Below are 16,972 nucleotides of genomic sequence, written 5' to 3'. Positions count from 1 at the left end.
ACTGATAATGTTGTGACATTTTGTTGGGGGGCTTCATGGACAAATTATTAGAGCGTTTTTTACAGTACGTTTCGCTGGATACTCAATCTAAGCCCGGCGTCCGCCAGGTGCCAAGTACGGACGGTCAGTGGAAGCTCCTGCGTTTACTTCAGGCCCAACTGGAAGAACTAGGGCTGGAAAATGTGACGTTAAGTGACAAAGGCACGGTGATGGCGAAGCTGCCTGCGAACGTGCAAACGCCGGTTCCGGCGATCGGTTTTATCTCCCATGTCGATACTTCCCCTGATTGCAGCGGGAAAAACGTCAACCCGCAAATCCTTGAAAACTATCGCGGCGGCGATATCGCGCTCGGCATCGGCGATGAAATTCTCTCGCCAGTGATGTTCCCGGTGCTGCATCAGTTGCTGGGGCAGACACTGATCACCACCGACGGCAAAACGCTGCTCGGCGCGGATGATAAGGCAGGTGTCGCGGAAATCATGACCGCGCTGGCGGTGCTGAAAAAGGAAAATATTCCTCACGGCGACATCTGTGTGGCATTTACCCCGGATGAGGAAGTCGGCAAAGGGGCGAAACATTTTGACGTTGAGGCTTTTGGCGCGAAATGGGCGTATACCGTTGATGGCGGCGGCGTAGGCGAGCTGGAGTATGAGAACTTCAACGCCGCGTCGGTGGACATCAAAATTGTCGGCAATAACGTGCATCCTGGCACAGCGAAAGGGGTGATGGTCAATGCCCTGACGCTCGCCAGCAAGATCCATGCGCTGGTGCCGGAAGAGGAGAGCCCGGAACAGACCGAAGGCTATGAGGGGTTCTACCATCTGACCAGCATCAAAGGCACGGTTGAACGCGCCGAGATGCACTACATCATCCGTGATTTTGATCGGAAAGCCTTCGAAGCGCGTAAACGTAAAATGATGGAAATCGCCAAAAAAGTGGGTAAAGGGCTGCATCCGGATTGCTATATCGAACTGGCGATTGAAGACAGCTACTACAACATGCGCGATAAAGTGGTGGAATTCCCGCATATCCTGGAAGTCGCCCAGCAGGCGATGCGCGACTGCGACATCGAACCGGACATGAAACCGATTCGCGGCGGCACCGACGGCGCGCAGCTCTCCTTTATGGGGTTGCCGTGTCCGAACCTCTTTACCGGCGGCTATAACTACCACGGCAAGCATGAATTTGTGACGCTGGAAGGGATGGAAAAAGCGGTGCGGGTCATTGTCCGTATCGCCGAATTGACCGCAAAAGGGCACTAATACAGGAAATGCCCGGTGGCGCTTTGCTTACCGGGCCTGTGACAGGGCGGGACGTTGACGGATTTTCCAGGCCGGATAAGACGCAATCGCCATCCGGCGCTTATTAATCCTCGAAGAACCAGTAGCCGCTGTTGACCAGCGCGGCGAGCATGGCGAGGAAGGACGGGTCTTCCAGCGCATCGCCAAAGTTCTCACCGGTTAACACAACGTCGCTTGCCAGCGCATTCAGCGCCGGGCGGTGTGGCGTATCCACTTTCTCACCATTAACGAAGACGTCTTCGCCAATACGCAGCACGCGCAGGCCGCCCAGACGCACCAGCTTGTCGCCCTGTTGCAGCGCATCATAGATTTCATCCGGCTGATACGGCGGTTCCGGCGGCGCGACATCCAGCTCATGGCGCGACTGAGAGATAAACTCACCCAGCCAGTCGTTGAACTGTTCGGGCTGGTTGATCAGGTTCAGCATCATCTCACGCAGTTTATCCACCTCTTCCGGCAGAATATCCGCCGGATGCGCACGCTGCGGCACGTCCGGATCGCTGTAACGCTGGCTGCCTAATTCACGTTGTAAAACGTAATCGGCAAAACCGCTGATCAATTCGCGGCCGCTTGGCGCGCGAAAACCAACCGAATAGTTCAGCGAGTTTTCCAGCGAATAACCTTCATGCGGGAATCCCGGCGGAATGTAGAGAATATCGCCCGGCTCCAGCTCTTCATCGATAATCGCCTCGAATGGATCGACCTGGAGCAAATCCGGGTGCGGGCAGTGCTGCTTGAGCGGCGTTTTTTCACCCACGCGCCAGCGACGACGGCCGGTGCCCTGAATAATAAACACATCGTACTGGTCGAGGTGCGGGCCTACGCCACCGCCCGGCACGGAGAAAGAGATCATCAGATCGTCGGTACGCCAGTCGGGCAGGGCGCGGAACGGACGCATTAATGCGGCGGCAGGCTGATGCCAGTGGTTAACCGCCTGCACCAGCAGCGACCAGTTGTTTTCGCCCAGGTGATCATAGCTCTGGAACGGCCCGTGTCCGACCTGCCATTTGCCATCAAGATGGCTGACCAGTCGGCTGTCCACTTCATTTTCCATTGCCAGCCCGGCCAGTTCGTCAGGGCTGATGGGATCGACGAAATTTTTAATTCCACGTTTCAGCACTACCGGGCGTTTTTGCCAGTAGCGTTGAATAAAGTCTGGCCAGTTTATCTCTACATGATATTCCATATACGTTTCCGGCAAATAATCAGTGGCTGAATAAAGGATTATAGTAATGCTGATGCGCTATTTTGTCTGCGTAACAGGGTGAGATAACAAGAAAAAGGGGGCGAATTCGCCCCCTTTTTGCACAATCGGTAAGTGATGGCGATCAATCACTGGTTGCACTGGTGTGCTGTCGGCCAAAAATCACTTCCATTCTGGCCCCGCCAAGCAGGCTCTCGCCAGTCAGAATTTGCCCTTCATACTGGTCAACGATCTCCCGCGCCACGGAAAGCCCGACGCCCTGTCCGGGACGCAGTGTATCGGCGCGCTGCCCGCGATCAAAAACCATTTCGCGTTTAGCAATCGGGATCCCCGGGCCATCGTCTTCAACCACAATATGCAGCGTATCTTCGGTTTGCCGGGCGGAAACTTCGACAAATTCAAGGCAGTATTTGCAGGCGTTATCCAGCAGATTGCCCATCACTTCCATAAAATCATTCTGCTCGCCGACGAAGCTGATTTCCGGCGAGATGTCGAGCGTGATATTCACACCTTTGCGTTGGTAAACCTTGTTCAGCGCCGATGTGAGGTTATCGAGCAACGGTGCAATGGGATGCAGTTCGCGGCTCAGCAGGCCGATGCTGCCGCGCATTGTCGCCCGGTGCAGGTAGTAACCAATTTGCTGAGAAATACGGCTGATCTGCTCCAGCATTAAGGGTTCTGCTTCGCCAAGGCTCATCTTCTCACTGCGCAGCGATCGTAATGTGCTTTGCAATACCGCCAGCGGTGTTTTCAGGCTGTGGGTGAGGTCGGTCAGCGTAGTGCGATATTTGTCGTAGCGTTCGCGCTCACTTTTCAATAGTCGGTTCAGGTTGCTCACCAGACTGGTCAGCTCGCGGGTGGTTTCCGGGTTGAGTTGCTCACGGTGATGCTCTTCCAGCTCGCGCACTTCCCGCGCCAGATCTTCAATCGGCCGCAGGCTCCACCATGCCGCCATCCATAGCAATGGCACCACCAGCAGCAGGTTGGCGGCCAGTACATAGATAAACCAGTTCCAGACCATATTGGAGCGTTTAAGCTCGATAGGAATGGTATCGACAACCACGATGGTCAGTTGCGGCATGCGCGCCGTGGCGGGGTAAATATTCACCGCCACGGAGTGCGTCATTTCTGAGTTGCTGTCGTCGTTGCGGATCTCTTTCAGCTCTTCCGCGATGGAATGGTCGTCATCCACCAGCGTGCTGCTGGCATCGACATCGGCTTCGATTTCGTGGAAACCGTTAGCTGTTAGCCAGTCCGGCTCGATCATTTTCTGCAACCACGGCACATCTTTCTGTGACCAGATCAGTTTGTTGTTCTTATCATAGATAAGCGCCACCGTCGGGCTTTGCAGGTTGAGATTTTCCGGCAACTCAACGCTGAGCTGGTTATTTTCCCACTTCGCCAGAGTGTAAAAGAGGTTACTTTCGCCGCGTAGCAGACGGAAGGTGGTTTTATCAAAACTAACGCTGTAACCCACCAGCGCCACCACGCCATACGCCAGCGAGAGCACCATCACCACGGCTGCCGTGGCGAGTAAAAAGCGAACCCGCAAAGACAGCGGCATGATGTGTCGCAGCAGGCGTCTCATTTTGGCAATTCAAATAAATAACCCTGACCGCGCACCGTGGTGATGACGTCATTGGGATACTGCGCCTGGATTTTTTTACGTAACCGACCCATCAACACATCGATGGTGTGGCTTTCGCGCAGTTCTGCATCGGGATAAAGCTGCAACATCAACGAATCTTTGCTGACCACTTTGCCGCTGTTGCGGATCAGCGTTTCCATAATGGTGTATTCAAAAGCGGTAAGTTTCACCACTTCATCATTCACGGATAATTCCCGGCGTGAAAGATCGACCTGGAAAGGCGGCATCGAGATCAGTTGCGAGGCCAGGCCGCTGTTACGGCGCATCAGCGCCTGAATGCGCGCCACCACCTCTTCAATATGGAAGGGTTTGGTGACGTAGTCGTCGGCACCCGCACTCAGCACTTCGACTTTATCCTGCCAGCCTTCGCGGGCGGTCAGAACCAACACCGGCAGCGAAACCTCATGGCTGCGCCAGCGGCGGATCAGCGACAGGCCATCCTCATCCGGCAGACCGAGATCGACAATGGCGATGTCCGGCAGATGTTCGTTCAGAAAGTAATCCGCTTCCCTGGCATCTTCCGCCGCGTCAACCTGATGTCCCAGTTCCTGTAACTGAACTTTTAAGTGGTGGCGCAGCAGAGCATTATCTTCCACAACGAGAACGCGCATCGTCAGAACTCTCCATATATTTTTGATACAAATAGTTTAACGCTGATTGTCAGGCGGTGGGGATAAACATTTACTAAACCAGGAGGGAAGAAACCCTCTTTTCAGGGAAAAGAGGGTTGGCAGGCAGAACAACGGGTTACTTTAATTCATCAACCATGGTGATGGCACGACCGATATAGTTGGCCGGTGTCATCGCTTTCAGACGCGCTTTTTCGTCGTCCGGCAGCGCCAGGCTGTCGATAAACTGCTTCATCCCTTCGGCGTCGACACGTTTGCCGCGGGTCAGTTCTTTTAGCTTCTCGTACGGTTTTTCGATGCCGTAACGGCGCATCACGGTCTGGATCGGCTCGGCCAGCACTTCCCAGTTGTGGTCGAGCTCGTCGAGCAGACGATCGCGGTTCACTTCCAGTTTGCTTACGCCTTTCAGCGTTGACTGGTAAGCGATCAGCGCGTAGCCAACGCCAACGCCGAGATTACGCAATACCGTCGAGTCGGTCAGATCGCGCTGCCAGCGGGAAACCGGCAGTTTGCTGGCCAGATGCTGCAACACGGCGTTTGACAGACCGAGGTTGCCTTCGGAGTTCTCAAAGTCGATCGGGTTAACTTTGTGCGGCATGGTGGAAGAACCAATTTCACCGGCAATGGTTTTCTGCTTGAAGTGGTTCAGCGCAACGTAGCCCCAGATATCACGGTCGAAGTCGATCAGGATGGTGTTGAAGCGCGCCATGCAGTCAAACAGCTCAGCGATATAATCGTGCGGCTCAATCTGCGTGGTGTACGGGTTCCACTGGATCCCGAGCGAGGTGACGAACTCTTCGCTGAACTGATGCCAGTCCACTTCCGGATAGGCGGCGATGTGGGCGTTGTAGTTACCAACCGCGCCGTTGATTTTGCCGAGAATTTCCACCTGGTTCAACTGGCGGAATTGACGCTCCATACGGTAAGCGACGTTGGCCATCTCTTTACCCATAGTGGACGGCGTTGCCGGCTGGCCGTGGGTGCGCGAGAGCAGTGGAATATCACGGTACTGTACCGCCAGATCTTTTACCGCATCGATGATCTTGCGCCAGTAAGGCAGGATCACTTCGTCACGGGCGGTTTTCAGCATCAGCGCGTGGGAAAGGTTATTGATATCTTCCGAGGTGCAGGCAAAGTGGATAAATTCAGATACCGCGTGCAGTTCGGCAACATCGGCCACTTTCTCTTTCAGAAAATATTCGACCGCTTTGACATCGTGGTTAGTGGTGCGCTCGATAGTTTTAATGCGGGCGGCATCTTCTTCACTGAAGTCTTCGACGATTTTATCGAGGTAACCGTTTGCGTGGGCAGCAAAAGCAGGAACTTCCTTGATCGCCGCGTGCGCCGCCAGTTTTTGCAGCCAGCGTACTTCAACCTGAACACGAAATTTCAGCAAACCGAATTCGCTGAAGATCCCGCGCAGTACGCTGACTTTATCGCCGTAGCGTCCATCGACAGGGGAAACGGCGGTCAGTGAGGATAATTCCATAAGTCACAACTCCGGGAGGTTAACAATGAGCGAGAATTTGTTTGGCCTGTGTCGACAGGCGATTTCGGGAAAACATCAATTGCAGGCGGCCCCCGCCGACCTGATGCCACAGCACGGCGGCGCGGATCCCGGCGAGTAGCGTGGCGCGTACTTTTGCCTGCACCTGCGGGCTTTGCAGCACGGCGGGCGAACCGGTGACCTGAATGCGCGGCCCCAGCGGGCTGATAACGTCAACATAAATACCGGCCATCGCGCTGAGCAGCGTCTCCGATTGCAGATCGAAGTGCTCAAGCTGGCGCTGTAATCCGGCAATGCGGTTACCAAGCGTCTCCATTGCCCCTTTGCTGCCGGCAAGTTTACGCTCCAGCACCATCATAGAAAGAGTGTAGCGGGTTAATTCACCATTCAGACCCTGGCGACTGCTGGCGTTCAGCACGCCAAGCAGCGTTTCCAGCCCGGTGCGCAGATTGGTTTCACTGCCGCCGAAGACGCTGAGCGTGGAGTCCGGGTTAAGATCGATAACGCTATTGAGCGAAACGTGCAGCGCGTCGGAGTCACAATGCCCCTGGTGCGCCAGTTGCTGCACCAGCCGTGCGGACTGGCAAATGCCTGCCAGCGCGAGGGTAATATCGTAATAGTTCTTCGCCACACTCACTCCTTCCACTGCCCGCAGTGTTAACTGCTGCGCGGGCTTTCGCCAGTCCAGTATTTACGCTAATTCGTTAAAGGGGCAGCGGCAGGCGCTGCTCAATAATGCCGCCGCCGAGGCAGACTTCGCCGAGATAAAAGACAGCGGATTGCCCCGGCGTGACGGCCGCAACCGGTGCATCAAAACGGACCTCGATGCGCTCGTCGTCCAGCACGGTGACGGTGCAGGGAATATCTTCCTGACGGTAGCGGGTTTTCACCGTGCAGCGCAGCGTCCCTTGCAGCGGCTCGCGATTGACCCAGTGCAACTGCTGGGCAATCAGCCCAACGGACATCAGACGCGGATGTTCGTGACCCTGCGCGACGATGAGAATATTGTTTTCCACGTCTTTATCAACCACGTACCACGGCTCTTCGCTACCCTCTTTGGTGCCGCCGATCCCCAGACCTTTGCGCTGGCCGAGGGTGTGGTACATCAGCCCCTGATGCTCGCCAATCTCTTCACCGTCGACGGTGAGGATTTTGCCCGGCTGGGCTGGCAGATAACGACCGAGGAATTCGCGGAATTTACGCTCGCCGATAAAGCAGATGCCGGTAGAGTCTTTTTTCTTCGCGGTGGCCAGGCCGAGCTCTTCGGCGATTTTACGCACCTGCGGTTTTTCCAGCTCGCCGACCGGGAACAGACTCTGGGCTATTTGCTCATGGCCCAGCGTATACAGGAAGTAGCTCTGATCCTTATTGCCATCAAGGCCGCGCAGCAGGCGGCTTTTGCCGTCAACGTCGGCGCGGCGCACATAGTGGCCGGTGGCAATGTAGTCTGCGCCCAGATCTTCGGCGGCAAACTCAAGGAAGGCTTTAAATTTGATCTCTTTGTTGCAGAGAATATCCGGGTTCGGCGTACGCCCGGCTTTATATTCAGCCAGGAAATGTTCGAACACGTTGTCCCAGTACTCTGCGGCAAAGTTGACGGTGTGAAGCTCAATGCCGAGCTTGTCGCAAACGGCCTGCGCGTCGGCCAGATCCGCCGCCGCGGTGCAGTATTCCTCGCCGTCATCCTCTTCCCAGTTCTTCATGAACAGGCCTTCCACCTTATAACCTTGCTGCTGCAACAGGTAAGCGGAAACGGAAGAGTCGACACCGCCGGACATGCCGACGATCACTTTTTTTGGGCTATCAGACATAGAATACTCACGACTAAGAACTTCAGGGCGGCGTATTCTATCACGGGCTGACAGCGCAGGCATCCCTTTGTGCCCATTCATGTTGTGAATGTGTTGCCATAAGGCACACAACGGCCATTTACGCGGTGAACGGCCAGTTAAATTCCCCGACTAGCGCCAGCGGATAGCGCTCCCCGCGCTGCCAGCTACGAATGCTCTCCGCGACCAGCGGCGAGCGCAAATTTGCCGCCTGCAAAATCTCTTCGGCAGTTACCCACAGACAACGATCGATATCGCTGTCGTGCGGCTCGGTGGCACACATTTCGTCAAGCTCGATGGCAAACAGAAAACGCAGAAACGGGGTTTTGTCCGGGGCGATCCAGTGGTGCATGCGGATAAACTGCTGCGGCTCGGCGCGGATCCCGGTCTCTTCCCACAACTCACGTTTTGCCGCCTGCACGAGAGTTTCGTCGGCTTCAAGATGGCCGGCAGGCTGGTTCCATAGTGCTTTGCCGTTGATGGTCTCTTCTACAACGAGGAATTTGCCGGCGGCGTGAACCACGCAGGCGACGGTAACATGCGGTTTAAACATGGTTGGCTCCCTGGTAAGCGTCACGCCACTCGCCGTTGGCGAGGTTATCCAGCGTGTAATTTCCCATAGCGTAGCGGATGAGACGCAGAGTGGGAAACCCAACATGGGCAGTCATACGGCGTACCTGGCGGTTGCGCCCTTCGTACAGCGTGATTTTCAGCCATGCGGTAGGGATCGATTTGCGCTCGCGGATCGGCGGATTGCGCGGCCACAGCCAGTCTGGCTCATTGACCCGCTCAATACCTGCGGGCAGGGTTGGGCCGTCATTGAGGGTGACGCCGCTACGCAGCGCGGTGATGGCTTCGTCAGTCGGTTCGCCTTCCACCTGCACGTAATAAATTTTGCCGGTACGTTTGCCGGGCTGGGTAAGGCTCGCCTGTAGCGCGCCATCATTGGTCAGCACCAGCAGCCCTTCGCTGTCGCGGTCAAGACGACCGGCGGCATATACGCCCTGCACCGGAATAAAATCTTTCAGCGTGCTGCGTCCGGCTTCGTCGGTAAACTGTGGCAAAACATCGTAGGGTTTATTGAACAAAATGACGCGTTTTGGTTGGCTTTGTCCGGAAGGTTTAGACGCTTGTCGCGAGCTGAATCGCTCAACCCGGTGATTTCTAAAAGAAGTTTTCTTCATGGTATTTTCAGTAGTTATCAATTGCCGCATTATAGCGGAATAACGATTGCCTTTCATGGAGCCTGAGTATCGGTTAGTATTGACGGGCTCATTACAATTCATTAACAAAAAACGGTTTGCTCTGTGTGATTCAGATAACAGGTGAACGGACGAAGTCTGAGCGCCCCGGCATGAAGTCAGCGAGCAAACAACCAGAAGCGCTCGAAGGAGAGGTGAATGGAAAGCAAAGTAGTTGTTCCGGCGGAAGGTAAAAAGATCACCCTGCAAAATGGCAAACTCAACGTTCCGAATAACCCGATTATCCCGTTCATTGAAGGTGACGGTATCGGTGTTGACGTGACCCCGCCAATGCTGAAAGTGGTGGATGCCGCCGTGGAGAAAGCCTACAAAGGTGAGCGTAAAATTTCCTGGATGGAAATTTATACCGGTGAGAAATCGACCCACGTTTATGGCCAGGATGTCTGGCTGCCGCCTGAAACACTTGATCTGATTCGTGAATACCGCGTTGCGATTAAAGGCCCTCTGACCACGCCAGTTGGCGGCGGCATCCGTTCCCTGAACGTTGCGCTGCGCCAGGAGCTGGATCTTTACATCTGTCTGCGCCCGGTTCGTTACTACCAGGGCACCCCAAGCCCGGTTAAACATCCGGAACTGACTGACATGGTCATCTTCCGTGAAAACTCTGAAGACATTTACGCCGGTATCGAATGGAAAGCGGACTCTGCTGACGCAGAAAAAGTGATCAAATTCCTGCGCGAAGAGATGGGCGTGAAGAAAATTCGCTTCCCGGAACATTGCGGTATTGGCATCAAGCCGTGCTCCGAAGAAGGCACCAAACGTCTGGTGCGCGCTGCGATTGAATACGCGATCGCCAACGACCGCGATTCCGTGACGCTGGTTCACAAAGGCAACATCATGAAGTTCACCGAAGGCGCGTTCAAAGACTGGGGTTACCAGCTGGCTCGCGAAGAGTTCGGCGGTGAACTGATCGACGGCGGCCCGTGGCAGAAAATCAAGAACCCGAAAACCGGCAAAGAGATCATCGTTAAAGATGTGATCGCTGATGCGTTCCTGCAACAGATCCTGCTGCGTCCGGCTGAATATGACGTTATCGCCTGTATGAACCTGAACGGTGACTACATCTCTGACGCCCTGGCTGCTCAGGTTGGTGGTATTGGTATTGCGCCTGGCGCGAACATCGGTGACGAATGCGCACTGTTCGAAGCGACCCACGGCACGGCACCGAAATATGCCGGTCAGGACAAAGTGAACCCAGGTTCGGTGATCCTTTCCGCTGAGATGATGCTGCGCCATATGGGCTGGGTTGAAGCGGCAGACCTGATCGTCAAAGGCATGAGCGGCGCGATTAACGCCAAAACTGTGACCTACGATTTTGAACGTCTGATGGAAGGCGCTAAGCTGCTGAAATGCTCAGAGTTTGGCGACGCGATTATCGCGAACATGTAATCCGCTTCGCGGGTTACACAAGAACGGGAGCCTGAGGGTTCCCGTTTTTTATTGCGTGTGAATAATTAGCAGACTGATGAAAATTAACTTCGCGGATATTTACTATATTAGTCTGCAATAATGCTTTGGTTTTTACTCATTGCTGGTTATCAATCTTAAGGTTTTATTAATATTCCCTGCGTAGTTGGGGTAATGCGGCTTAAAAATAAGAATTAATGAGATTTCCGAATCTGGGTAAACTTAATATGCTTATAAAGTGTACTCACTGTGAAGGTATAAAAATCATGTTTAAGCGTCGCACTTTTAATACTGCTCTTGCGGCGGTGATTTCACTCTCTTTACTCGCGGCTCCTGCTTTTGCTAATCCGGGCAACGGAAATGGTAACGGCAATAGTGGTGGTAATCATGGCAATAGCGGCAATAAAGGCAACAGCGGAAACAGAGGGAACAGCAGTGCCGCAGCCGATCAGGGTAATCGTAAAAACTATGGAAAACCGGACCACGTGGAGTCGGACATTAGTGTCTCCCGCGCCCGTTCTCTGGCGATAAACTATGGCTTAACAGGTTACCAGGCACTGCCTCCTGGCATTGCTAAAAACCTTGCGCGCGGTAAACCTTTACCTCCGGGCATTGCTAAAAAAGCCGTACCTGCATCAATGCTGGGCCAGTTGCCTTATTATCCCGGTTATGAATGGCGTATTGTCGGCGACGATCTGGTGCTGATCGCACTGAGTACAGCCATTGTTACCGCCATCATCAATGGTGTATTTGATTAACCACCATCTCTTTTTCATCAACGCTTCGCATCTGCGGGGCGTTATATTGTTATCCGTGAATTCCCTCCAGAGAAGGCGATTATCTGAATGAGAGTTTTGAAAAATATACGGATTTATACCGATGATCTGAGTTGCCATTAAATAAAACCAATAAAAGAAAAATCTCAGTAGAGGTTATTTTTTTGGGCCCGTGACGATGATGCTATTCGGTGGGAATCCTCTGGTTTAGCAATGAATATTTGTAGCGGCGAATAGCTTTGCCAGGGCAGCGTTTTGTTGAGTTGCTGGAGTAATAAACGTTTGGAATTGTTTATTCACTGGTTGTCATTTTATCCAGGTCACAATAATGAAGGTTTGCCGGTGAGTATGTTGCTGCGGATAGTGAGAAGAGTGGGGTAGCTGTTTTCATCGTATCTGAAGAGATAAGGGCAGCATGGTGATTCGGGCAGACTACGTCAGTGAAAACAGACCTGTCCACACAAGACGAGCTGCCCTGAATCATGCACTGATATGATTAGCGGCGTACTGCCATGGCCTCAATTTCCACACCGGCATCTTTTGGCAGGCGTGCCACTTCCACGCAGGAACGTGCCGGGAAAGCGGCGTGGTGTTCGCGGAAAAAGGCTTCATACACCGCATTTACCTGCGAAAAATGATTAAGGTCTTTGACAAAAATGGTGGTTTTAACAATATCCGCCACCTGCAGACCACTGGCCTCGATAATGGCCTGCACATTTTCCAGCGACTGTCGGGTTTGCTGCGCAATATCCGTCGCCATCTCGCCCGTCGCAGGGTTTAACGGGATCTGACCGGAAGTGAACACCAGGGAGCCTAAATCTACCCCCTGAACATAAGGCCCAATAGCGGCAGGCGCCTGGGAAGTTGAAATTGCTGACATAGACCAACCTTGTTAAAAAGTAGCGTTATTTTTGACCGGAAAGCTCCGTTGTACGACGTACCGCAGCCAGAACGCTGCTTTGCAGGCCAGCGGCGAAATCACTTTTATTCAACTCGTATAAGCCATTAATGCCGACACCCGCCGGAGAGTTATTAATATCCATCAGTTGGCGCGGATGGCGTCCGGATAACTTAAGCATTTCAACCGCGCCGACCAGGTTTTCCCACACCACCTGCGTGGATTGCGTGCGGGTTAACCCGGCAAGAACACCGGCGTCAGCCAGCGCTTCGACAAAGTAATAGACATAATTGACGCCAGCGACAGCAAAACCGGTGAAGACGTCAATCAGCCGTTCTTCCAGCACCATCACCTTGCCGAAACTTTCGAGGAACGGCATGACGGAGGCGCTGTTGACATAAGCATTAAACGCCACGCCGCTGTAGCCCAGCCCGGTATCCGTCAGCGTATTCGGGATGATCCGCGTAATCGGGCGCGACTCGCCCAGCATTACGGACAGTTGAGCCAGCGTTACGCCAGCAATAATAGAAATGACCGACGCCTGTGGCGCCGCATGCTGCTTGATCAGTTGTGCGACACCGGCAATATCGTCCTGCGGACGAACCCCCATCACGATGTGATCCGCTGCGGCCAGCGCATCGGGTAAATCTTGTGTATTGCTCAACTGATAGCGCGTTTTCAGCGTTTCAATTCGCGCCGGATCAATATCCGATAAGCTGACCTGATCCGGGTTTAATGCGCCGCGTTTTAAGGCGGCACGCAGAATCGCTTCGGTCATTTGACCGGCACCAATAAAGTGGATATGGCTCATAGTGAATCCTCGGAAGTAACAGAAACAGGGCCCAATGACCTCTCCACCAGCGATACCCAAAGACCGATGCCAGGCGCGATAAGTTGGTCATTAAAATCGTAATGCGGGTTATGTAACGCCGCGCCAGGCGTTGGGCCATCGGCCCCCAGCCACAGATAAGCACCCGGACAGGCTTCCAGAAAATAGGCGAAATCTTCTGCCGCCATGGATGGCGAGAGCTGCGTGTGGACCTGCGTGATCCCGGGGACATGGCGTGCGGCATCCGCCAGAATTTTTGCCTGTTGCGCATGATTGACAGTTACCGGGTAACCGTATTCCCAGCGAATGCTGCCACTGACGCCAAACGGCCCGGTGAGTTGTTCAACATACTCCGCCAGCAGGGCCTGGCAACGCGCTCTGGCGGCCTGGCTCAGGCAACGCAGCGTGCCGGACAAGTGCATTGTCTGCGGAACGACATTTATTGCTTCTCCTGCCTGCAGTTGCGTCACGCTGATCACGGCGCTGTCCAGCGGTGAGAGGCGGCGTGTGGTGATCGTTTGCAATGCGGTAATCAGGTGCGCACCGGCCAGCACCGGATCGGCACCTTTTTCCGGCATCGCTGCATGGCATCCCACGCCAGTCAGCGTGATAAAAAAATTGTCCTGCGAAGCCATCATCGGGCCTGCGCTCACGGCCACTTCTCCCACCGGAAGCCCCGGCCAGTTGTGCAGCGCATAAACCGCAGAAACGGGAAAGCGCGTAAAGATCCCTTCTTCCACCATCAAACGCCCGCCGCCGGCATTCTCTTCCGCAGGCTGAAAAATAAAGTACACCGTACCGTTGAATGCCCTGGTCTGGCTGAGATAGCGCGCAGCACCCAGTAGAATGGCAGTATGTCCGTCATGTCCACAGGCGTGCATCGTGCCAGGCGAGGTTGAGCACCAGTCAACAACATTGTTTTCCTGGATGGGTAAGGCATCAATATCAGCGCGAAGGGCTATTGCCGGTCCCTCGCCATTGCGAAGAACACCAATCACGCCAGTGCCTGCGATGCCGGTATGCACTTCAAGATCATATTCGCGCAGCAGGCTGCTGATTTTCGCGGACGTATGAAACTCTTGTAAGCCAATCTCCGGGCGCGCGTGGATCTCACGTCGCCAGATAATCGCCTGTTGAATAATCTCTTCGGGAATGGAGCGCATATTTCCTCTACATTTTCCCGGCGCAATGCCGCAGCATAACGCTGTGAATGGATTACCGGAACGCGTAATGCCCTCTGGTAGCTGATTAAATTATCGTTGTGACCCTGACGGAAAGAGCGTCTCAGGGCTTGCCAAAATAGATCCTCGCAAGCCCTTCTTTTGTCACTTCAACCGCGTGCTCGGCACTCAATGAAATATGTTGCTCAATCAGTACCACGCCTTTTTCTATATCCCGCTGACGTAAAGCCGCGATAATTTCGACATGCTCGTCATAGGCATTGTTCCGGCGTACGGGGGTTTCGAGATCAATGCGCCGGAAAAAACGGCTTAGCGAATTCAGGCTGTCGAGCATTTCATAGAGCCGGCTGTTATGGGAAATACGGGCTATTTCCATGTGGAAACGCTCATCGATTTCCGCGATCTTCGCCCAGTCCTGTTCGGTTTGCGCCGGGCGATGCTGGCTCACTTCCTCCCAGATAGCCGTGGTCGCAGCGATCTCTTCATCGGTTGCCCGCAGGCAGGCGAAACGAAAGGTCGATTGCTCTATCACCATTCGCACTTCATACAGTTCGCGGACACCTTCCGGCGTCAGGTCGCGGGAGTAAAAACCCCGGTTGGGTACAAAGTTCATAAAGCCGTCTTTCGCCAGACGGTTCAGCGCTTCCCGCACCGGGGTACGCGAGACGCCCAGTTGTGCCGCAAGCTCAACTTCATTCACCCGTTCGCCGGGACGAAAGTGGTAATCAATCGCCAGGCCTTTCACTTTCTCGTAGACCTTTTCCACACTGTCAGCGCTACGGGATTTCTTTTTAATAGCAACCACATTATCCCCTTAATTTACCGCACACTCAGCACGAAAATAAAAATGCTGTACAGGTTATTTCACGTAATATTTTTATAGATAGCACAGCGAAAAAAACAACTCAACACAAAAGTGAATACACTTTCGTTTCATTTTAATGTTACTGATTTATAAGTTGTTTTATATTATTTGTTGTCGTTGGTTCTTTCCGCACCATTTTACGGCAGCGTTGCACCAAAATGACTCAAAGTGTATTCACTTTTGCACGCACATGTTTTTATCAACCACAGTAAAAAACGAAAATGAAAGTTTCATGATGCGATTTTCATTATTTTCGATTCCCTTGTATTTATTCGGGAATTTGCATTTGTCTCGCCTGAAATAAGCACCTGATGTCGGGAACATCCAGGCTCCCTGGCATCGTCTTTGCTTAATGCACAAGTGTATGCACTTATATATTCACTTTAGTGCGCGCTTATTGGCATTACCAGACAGGCTTGTGCACGTTTGCGCAGGCGACAAAACACCGGCCTCAGAAGCCGGCAACAGCAAACCGGAGAACCAACATGAAAAATCGTTTTGGGCAGGGCATGACGCTGTCAACACTGGCAGGTATGACGTTGTTAGGTCTGGCGCACACGGCGCAGGCCGATGTGAACATTGGCGCGATTTTGCCCTTAACCGGCACCAGCGCCAGCATTGGTGAAGATCAGCGTCGTGGTATGGAACTGGCGGTTGAACAGGTCAATGCCCAGGGCGGCGTTAATGGTCAGCCATTACATGTGATCGTGGAAGATTCCGCCGAAAGCCCGGTAACAGGCCTGAATGCCGTACGTAAGTTAACCCAGGTTAACCATGTCCCTTTAGTAATGGGCAGTTTTTCCTCCAGCGTCACCATCCCGATTGGGCAATATCTGGTGAAGAATAACCTGCTGCACATCAATATTTCCGGCACCAGCACCGATATCCGCAAAATCGGCGCTACCTCCTGGAGCGTTATTGGCCTGGATTCCCTTTCCGCGAGCTTCTCGGCACAAGATGTGCGCCAGCTCGGTTACAGCAAAGTGGCCTTTATCGCCCCGGATGGCGCTTACGGTCAGGGGATGGCGGAGCAATTCACCAAAGCGTTTGAAAAAGAGGGCGGCAAAGTGGTCGCCAAAGTGCTCTATACCAGCGGTCAGCCTTCTTATCGCCGCGAGCTGGAGCAAATCTCCCGCGCTCATCCGCAAGCCTATGTCTATACCAGTTACGGCCAGGATGCCATTGTGCTGAACCGCGAGGCCTGGGAGCTGGGACTGAATAAAACGCCCTGGTATGGCATGTATTTAACCATGGCCATTGAAGGTTCCCCGGCGCAGTACACCAACGGACAGGTTGGTATGGAAGTCGCGGGTATTGACCAGAAAGCGGCGAGCGGCAATGGCGCAAATTATGCTGAGCTGTACCAGCAAAAATTCCATGAGAAACCTCGCTCCGTGTACGGCAGCTATGCCTGGGATAGCGTGATGCTGGCGGCGGCAGCGATTAATAAAGCGCACAGTGCCGATCCGGCAGCCATGATCGCGGCAATGAAAACCGTTGCGCCTGGCTTTACGGGTATTACCGGCACATTAAATCTCGACGCCGATAACCAGCGTCAGTCCCAGCCGTACCTGAAAGTGAAAGCGTTTAATGGCGTACCGGTTCCCCGGTAACGAGCCGCTTTATTTTGCCAGTT

At 53.6% G+C, this 16,972-nt stretch carries 16 protein-coding genes; 4 read left to right on the top strand and 12 right to left on the bottom strand.

The genetic code is table 11. The features are described from left to right. Nucleotides 1-35: 35 nt before the first annotated feature. The gene (gene pepT / locus Y71_RS15985) at nt 36-1,262 is read left to right on the top strand and encodes a peptidase T (protein WP_007374537.1); all 1,227 of its coding nucleotides are present in this window, start codon (nt 36-38) and stop codon (nt 1,260-1,262) included. A gap of 103 nt (nt 1,263-1,365) precedes the next feature. Here pepT and Y71_RS15980 read toward each other — a convergent pair whose 3' ends face one another. The 8 genes from Y71_RS15980 to rluE all read right to left on the bottom strand — a co-directional run bounded on the left by Y71_RS15980 (nt 1,366) and on the right by rluE (nt 9,332). After that, complete coding sequence (locus tag Y71_RS15980; RefSeq protein ID WP_007374538.1) at nt 1,366-2,487, bottom strand: ribosomal protein uL16 3-hydroxylase; 1,122 nt, start codon at nt 2,485-2,487, stop codon at nt 1,366-1,368. 142 nt (nt 2,488-2,629) lie between these two features. Beyond that, nucleotides 2,630-4,093, bottom strand: a complete 1,464-nt coding sequence (phoQ, locus tag Y71_RS15975) for a two-component system sensor histidine kinase PhoQ (protein ID WP_007374540.1) — start codon at nt 4,091-4,093, stop codon at nt 2,630-2,632. Beyond that, nucleotides 4,090-4,764 carry a two-component system response regulator PhoP gene (phoP, locus tag Y71_RS15970; RefSeq protein ID WP_007374541.1) on the bottom strand — a complete coding sequence of 225 codons (675 nt, stop codon included), beginning with the start codon at nt 4,762-4,764 and terminating at the stop codon, nt 4,090-4,092. Before phoP ends, phoQ begins: the two co-directional genes overlap by 4 nt. A gap of 136 nt (nt 4,765-4,900) precedes the next feature. Beyond that, nucleotides 4,901-6,271 carry an adenylosuccinate lyase gene (gene purB, locus Y71_RS15965; protein ID WP_007374542.1) on the bottom strand — a complete coding sequence of 457 codons (1,371 nt, stop codon included), beginning with the start codon at nt 6,269-6,271 and terminating at the stop codon, nt 4,901-4,903. Nucleotides 6,272-6,290: 19 nt separating this feature from the next. Further along, entirely contained in the window at nt 6,291-6,920 is a 630-nt protein-coding gene (hflD, locus tag Y71_RS15960) for a high frequency lysogenization protein HflD (RefSeq protein ID WP_007374543.1), read from the bottom strand. A 73-nt stretch (nt 6,921-6,993) separates the two neighbouring features. Further along, nucleotides 6,994-8,100 (bottom strand): tRNA 2-thiouridine(34) synthase MnmA, encoded by a 1,107-nt coding sequence (gene mnmA / locus Y71_RS15955; RefSeq protein WP_007374544.1) that lies wholly within the window; start codon nt 8,098-8,100, stop codon nt 6,994-6,996. 118 nt (nt 8,101-8,218) lie between these two features. Further along, nucleotides 8,219-8,671 (bottom strand): NUDIX hydrolase, encoded by a 453-nt coding sequence (locus Y71_RS15950; protein ID WP_007374545.1) that lies wholly within the window; start codon nt 8,669-8,671, stop codon nt 8,219-8,221. Then, on the bottom strand, nt 8,664-9,332 hold the full coding sequence (gene rluE, locus Y71_RS15945) for a 23S rRNA pseudouridine(2457) synthase RluE (RefSeq protein ID WP_035886413.1): 669 nt from the start codon (nt 9,330-9,332) through the stop codon (nt 8,664-8,666). The genes Y71_RS15950 and rluE overlap by 8 nt, the downstream gene beginning before the upstream one ends. A 186-nt stretch (nt 9,333-9,518) precedes the next feature. Here rluE and icd point away from each other — a divergent pair, with 186 nt between their 5' ends. Both icd and Y71_RS15930 read left to right on the top strand, forming a co-directional pair. Beyond that, nucleotides 9,519-10,769 carry an NADP-dependent isocitrate dehydrogenase gene (icd, locus tag Y71_RS15935; protein WP_007374547.1) on the top strand — a complete coding sequence of 417 codons (1,251 nt, stop codon included), beginning with the start codon at nt 9,519-9,521 and terminating at the stop codon, nt 10,767-10,769. A 284-nt stretch (nt 10,770-11,053) separates the two neighbouring features. Further along, nucleotides 11,054-11,545: an anti-virulence regulator CigR family protein gene (locus Y71_RS15930; RefSeq protein WP_007374548.1), complete on the top strand. Its 492-nt coding sequence runs from the start codon at nt 11,054-11,056 to the stop codon at nt 11,543-11,545. Nucleotides 11,546-12,059: 514 nt separating this feature from the next. Here the strand turns inward: Y71_RS15930 and Y71_RS15925 are convergent. From Y71_RS15925 to Y71_RS15910, 4 genes are all read right to left on the bottom strand, one after another. Next, nucleotides 12,060-12,443, bottom strand: coding sequence for a RidA family protein (locus tag Y71_RS15925; RefSeq protein ID WP_007374549.1), 384 nt, complete (start codon nt 12,441-12,443; stop codon nt 12,060-12,062). Between the two features lie 25 nt (nt 12,444-12,468). Then, a complete protein-coding gene (locus Y71_RS15920) occupies nt 12,469-13,272 on the bottom strand; it encodes a pyrroline-5-carboxylate reductase family protein (protein WP_007374550.1) in 804 nt (267 codons plus the stop codon). Next, entirely contained in the window at nt 13,269-14,453 is a 1,185-nt protein-coding gene (locus Y71_RS15915) for a M20 aminoacylase family protein (protein ID WP_007374551.1), read from the bottom strand. The genes Y71_RS15920 and Y71_RS15915 overlap by 4 nt, the downstream gene beginning before the upstream one ends. A 121-nt stretch (nt 14,454-14,574) precedes the next feature. After that, a complete protein-coding gene (locus Y71_RS15910) occupies nt 14,575-15,276 on the bottom strand; it encodes a GntR family transcriptional regulator (protein WP_007374552.1) in 702 nt (233 codons plus the stop codon). 545 nt (nt 15,277-15,821) lie between these two features. On the opposite strand from Y71_RS15910, the gene Y71_RS15905 reads away from it, so the two are divergent. Further along, nucleotides 15,822-16,949, top strand: a complete 1,128-nt coding sequence (locus Y71_RS15905) for an ABC transporter substrate-binding protein (RefSeq protein WP_007374554.1) — start codon at nt 15,822-15,824, stop codon at nt 16,947-16,949. Nucleotides 16,950-16,972: the final 23 nt, after the last annotated feature.

Origin of the sequence: Kosakonia radicincitans DSM 16656, from assembly GCF_000280495.2 — a bacterium.
Classification (GTDB): Bacteria; Pseudomonadota; Gammaproteobacteria; order Enterobacterales; family Enterobacteriaceae; genus Kosakonia; species Kosakonia radicincitans.
The sequence above is the reverse complement of the archived record's forward strand: the minus strand, read 5'-3'. Positions and strand labels throughout refer to the sequence as shown.